General features: G+C 72.6%; 5 protein-coding genes. 4 read left to right on the top strand and 1 reads right to left on the bottom strand.

Features of this window, described 5'->3' with window-relative positions:
* Window positions 1-1,198 (bottom strand): serine/threonine-protein kinase (locus JAO81_RS41585; RefSeq protein ID WP_233416655.1); only part of this gene is annotated, 1,198 nt, incomplete at its 3' end.
* 191 nt (window positions 1,199-1,389) lie between these two features.
* Between JAO81_RS41585 and JAO81_RS41580 the strand changes: the two genes are divergently transcribed.
* The 4 genes from JAO81_RS41580 (at window position 1,390) to JAO81_RS41565 (ending at window position 4,484) form a co-directional block, all read left to right on the top strand.
* A complete protein-coding gene (locus tag JAO81_RS41580) occupies window positions 1,390-1,902 on the top strand; it encodes an EamA/RhaT family transporter (RefSeq protein WP_199553202.1) in 513 nt (170 codons plus the stop codon).
* A gap of 186 nt (window positions 1,903-2,088) precedes the next feature.
* Window positions 2,089-2,850: a class I SAM-dependent methyltransferase gene (locus tag JAO81_RS41575; RefSeq protein ID WP_199553201.1), complete on the top strand. Its 762-nt coding sequence runs from the start codon at window positions 2,089-2,091 to the stop codon at window positions 2,848-2,850.
* A gap of 60 nt (window positions 2,851-2,910) precedes the next feature.
* Complete coding sequence (locus JAO81_RS41570; RefSeq protein ID WP_199553200.1) at window positions 2,911-3,750, top strand: ABC transporter ATP-binding protein; 840 nt, start codon at window positions 2,911-2,913, stop codon at window positions 3,748-3,750.
* A complete protein-coding gene (locus tag JAO81_RS41565) occupies window positions 3,747-4,484 on the top strand; it encodes an ABC transporter permease (RefSeq protein ID WP_199553199.1) in 738 nt (245 codons plus the stop codon). The genes JAO81_RS41570 and JAO81_RS41565 overlap by 4 nt, the downstream gene beginning before the upstream one ends.
* Window positions 4,485-4,593: the final 109 nt, after the last annotated feature.

The raw sequence follows: 4,593 nt of genomic DNA, 5'->3' as shown, positions 1-4,593 counted from the left end.
GCCGCGCCGACCAACGAGGTCTGCCACGGCTTCCAGCCCGCGGGCAGTGCGGTACGCGGGGGAGCGGGCGCCGTGGTCGATCCCTTGCTCCCGGTCCGGCCGCCCCCGGAGTCGGGCGCGAACACGGCCACCGCGGCGCCGACGGCCGCCACGACCACCAGGGCGCCGGCCGCGGGCAGGGCGCGGGCGCGCCGGCGCCGCGTCCCCGGCCTGGGGGGAGGGCCCGGCCCGTCCCGAGGCCCGGACCGAGCGTCCCGCCCGGCGGCCGCGCCCCCGTCCCGGCCCGCAGGGCGTCGCCCGCGGCCCGCCGGGCGCCGCTCTGCGACCGTGCCGCGTCGCTCCCCGACCGCCCGGCATCGCTCGCCGCCCGTCCGGTGTCAGTTCTCGGCCCGCTCGCAGGAGTGCTCCGTATGGTCAGCGTCTGCTGGTCCCCGGCCGCGGGCCAGACCATCGTCTTCGCCGTCCGCTCCGGCAGCCGCCGCAGTGCGTGCGCCACGACGTCGAGCGCCGGCCGCTGGCCCGGCTCCTTGGCCAGGCACCCGGCCACCACCTCCCGCAGCGGCTGCGGCACACCGTCCAGCTCGGGCACTTCGTTCACCACGCGGTACGCGGTCAGATACGGGCTGTCCGCGTCGAAAGGACCCTTGCCCCGCACCGCGTAGACGAGCAGCGCGGCCAGCGAGAACACATCGGACGCCGTCCCGGTCGAGCGCGGATCGTTCAGCTGCTCCGGCGACATGAACGGCGGCGTCCCCATCACATGCCCGGTCGCGGTGAGCGCCTGGTTCTCGGCCGCGCGCGAGATCCCGAAGTCGATCACCCGGGGCCCGTCGGCCGCCATCAGCACATTCGCCGGCTTGAGATCCCGGTGCACGACACCGGCCCGGTGGATGTCGCCCAGCGCCTCGGCGAGCCCCAGCGCGAGCCGCCGCAGCTCACCGCCCTGCACAGGACCCTGATCGCGCAGCCGGTCGGCGAGCGTCGGGCCGGGCACGTACTGCGTGGCCATCCAGGGCCTGCGCGCCTCCGGGTCGGCGTCCACGACGGCCGCCGTGAAGGCACCGCTGACCCTGCGGGCCGCGGCCACCTCCTGCCGGAAGCGCGTACGGAAGACCGGATCGCCGGCGTACTGCTCGTGGATGACCTTGATCGCGACATCACGGCCCGAGGGCGCATGCCCCAGGAACACCGTCCCCATCCCGCCCGATCCGAGCCGATCACTCAGCCGATATGCCCCGATAGCATGTGGATCGTCCTCCCGTAGTGGCACAACAGGCCCTCCCCGTACACGAGTTGACGCCTACAACATAACTGCGGACACCCGCGCCTTCGACGGCCCGCGCCCCCACGCAGTCCGCCCAGGCCCCGAGGTCCGGGATAATCAACCTCGTGAGCGACGAAACCGGCACGAACGAGACACCCGCCGCCCCGGCGGGCCCCCAGCCCGAGGAGCTGCCCCTCTTCGGCACCACCTGGCTGAACCACGACGGCGGCTACCTCTGGCGCCGCATCGGAGCCGGCATCGGCTCCCTCGCCCTCGCCGCGGCCGGCGCCTTCGTCCTGCGCTTCGCGTTCGAGGGCCTGGAGATCGCCAAGGTCGGCAACTTCGTCAACGTCCTGGTCATCGTCGCCTTCTCGGCCTGCAGCGCCATCGCGTTCCGCCGCGCCTGGGAGTCGTACGGCAAGCGCACCGACCCCGAGGCGACACAGTCCGCGAAGGGCCTGATGGCCATCGGCTTCATCGGGGTCCTGCTCGCGTACTTCTTCCGCAATCTGTACGAGGCCCCGGGCGAGAAGCTCCGCCGCGCGGAGTACGAGACGGCCGTCGCCCAGTACGAACGCCGCGCGTCCCGCCGCACGGGCAAGCCGTCGAACCGCCCGAAGAGGAAGCGCCGCGGCTGACCGAGCGCCGCGTATCGGTGTGCGACGGGTTGGGGGGTGGGGGTGCGCCGCGGGTTGGGGGGCGGGGTGCGCCGCGGGCTTGGGAGTGGGCGTCTCCCGGGGTTTCGGGGGGCTCCTATTCGTCGCCCCCGGCACCCCCGGCACCCTCGGCACCCCCGGCAGCGGCGGTGGCGGCACCATGAGTCCATGACCGACTTCGCGCTCTCCTTCGACGCCGTAGCCGCTCAATACGCGACCGCCCGCCCCGACTATCCGCCGGAGCTCTTCGAGACGCTCGAGGAACTGACCGGCTCGCCCCTTGACGGGCGCCGTGTCCTCGACGTCGGCGCGGGCACGGGCATCGCCACCCGCCTCCTGCGCGCCCGCGGCGCCCGGGTCATCGCCGTCGAACCCGGCCCGGGCATGGGCGCCCAGCTGCACGCCGCCCTGCCGGACGTCCCGCTGGTACGGGCCGCCGGCGAAGCCCTGCCGTTCACCGACGCCTGCGCCGACCTGGTCACGTATGCCCAGTCCTGGCACTGGACGGACCCGGCGCGCTCCATCCCCGAGGCCCTGCGCGTCCTGCGCCCGGGCGGCGCCCTCGCCCTGTGGTGGAACGTGCCCGACAGCCCCTGGTCCGCAGCCCAGGAGAAACGCCTCGCGTGCCGCGTCCCCGGCCACCACGGTTTCGGCGTCGCCGTCGATACGGAGCACCTCATCGCATCCGTCGCGCCGGCCGCCTCGCGTATCCACCGCAGCCTGACCTGGACCCGCACGATCTCGCTCGACGCCCACCTGGCCCACTTGGGCAGCCGCTCGTACTTCGCGGCGCTCGGCCCGGACCGCGCGGCACCTCTCCTGGCGCAGGAGCGCGCGGAACTCCTGCGCGTGTTCCCAGGCGGCCAGGTGAAGGAGCACTACACGGTGGAACTGACGGTCGCACTCAAGCCGGCTGCTGCCGCGAGCTGACCTCCGCAACCCCTCCGCAGGCACTTGACTCCGCACCCCTGCGCGACCCATATTCATCACATGATGAATTATGGATCCGGAAAGGCCCCCGCGCCCGGACCAGGCACCCCGGGCCCCGCCATCAAGGCCGCCGACCTGACCGTGGTCCGCGGCCCTCGCACCGTCCTCAAAGGCCTCCGCTTCGACGTCCCCCGAGGCCAGATCACCGGCCTCCTCGGCCCCTCGGGCTGCGGCAAGTCCACGCTCATGCGCGCCGTGGTCGGCACCCAGGCCAAGGTCACCGGCACCCTCGACGTCCTCGGCGAACCGGCCGGCTCGGCGCCCCTGCGCTCCCGCGTCGGCTACGTCACCCAGGCCCCCTCCGTCTACCTGGACCTCACCGTCCGCCAGAACCTCGAGTACTTCGCCGCGATCCTCATCCCCGGCCGCGGCTACGCCGACCTGCGCCGCGACTACGTCACCCGCGCCATCGCCGACGTGGACCTGGAAAGCCACCACGACGCAGTCGCCGGCACCCTCTCCGGCGGCCAGCTCAGCCGCGTCTCGCTCGCCGTCGCCCTGCTCGGCACCCCCGAGCTCCTGGTCCTCGACGAACCGACCGTCGGCCTCGACCCCGTACTCCGCCGCGACCTGTGGAACCTCTTCCGCGACATCGCGGGCCGCGGCACCACGATCCTCGTCTCCTCGCACGTCATGGACGAGGCCGAACGCTGCCACCGCCTCCTGCTCATGCGCGAAGGCGGGATCCTCGCCGACGACACCCCGGACGCCCTGCGCCACCGCATGGACACGGAAACGGTCGAGGCGGCCTTCCTCCGCCTGGTCGACGAGGCCACGGCGTCCGAGAAGAGCGCGGCGCATGCCACCGGGACCGGCAGCACGAAGGAGTCCTCGCGATGAACACCTCCCGCACCCTCGCGACCGCAGCCCGGGTCCTGCGCCAACTCCGCCACGACCCGCGCTCCATCGCACTGATGCTCCTGGTCCCGTGCGTGATGCTGCTGCTCCTGCGCTACGTCTTCGACGGCAGCCCGCGCACCTTCGACAGCATCGGCGCCTCGCTCCTCGGCATCTTCCCGCTGATCACGATGTTCCTGGTGACGTCGATCTCGACCCTGCGCGAACGCACCTCGGGCACCCTGGAACGCCTCCTCGCGATGCCGCTCGGCAAAGCCGACCTGATCCTCGGATACGCCCTGGCCTTCGGCACGCTCGCGGTCATCCAGTCGCTCCTCGCCACCGGCCTCGCACTGTGGGCCCTCGGCCTGGACGTCATCGGCTCCCCCTGGCTCCTCCTCCTGGTCGCCCTGCTCGACGCCCTCCTCGGCACCGCCCTCGGCCTCTTCGTCTCGGCCTTCGCCGCCTCCGAGTTCCAGGCCGTCCAGTTCATGCCGGCCGTGATCTTCCCCCAGCTCCTCTTGTGCGGCCTGTTCACGGCCCGCGACACCATGCAGCCCGCCCTGGAGAAGATCTCCAACCTCCTCCCCATGTCGTACGCGGTCGACGGAATGGGCGAAGTCCTCAAACACACAGACGTCACAGCCAACTTCATCCGCGACGTCTTGATCGTCGCCCTGTGCGCGATCCTCGTCCTCGGACTGGGCGCGGCCACTTTGCGCCGCAGAACGGCGTGAGCACTCTGCCGGTCCGGCACACCTAGCCCCTGCGGCGCTTGAGCAGATCCGAACGAAGTTCGGATGAAGGGGTCCGGGGCGGAGCCCCGGTTTCGGGAAGGGGCGGGGC

The sequence above is a fragment of the Streptomyces sp. N35 genome (assembly GCF_016464295.1).
Lineage (GTDB): Bacteria > Actinomycetota > Actinomycetes > Streptomycetales > Streptomycetaceae > Streptomyces.
The sequence above is the reverse complement of the archived record's forward strand: the minus strand, read 5'-3'. Positions and strand labels throughout refer to the sequence as shown.

Excerpts from the sequence above, each read along its gene's own strand:
- JAO81_RS41575 (WP_199553201.1), top strand. The coding sequence starts at position 2,089 with ATGACCGACTTCGCGCTCTCCTTCGACGCCGTAGCCGCTCAATACGCG.
- JAO81_RS41570 (WP_199553200.1), top strand. The coding sequence starts at position 2,911 with ATGATGAATTATGGATCCGGAAAGGCCCCCGCGCCCGGACCAGGCACC.
- JAO81_RS41565 (WP_199553199.1), top strand. The coding sequence starts at position 3,747 with ATGAACACCTCCCGCACCCTCGCGACCGCAGCCCGGGTCCTGCGCCAA.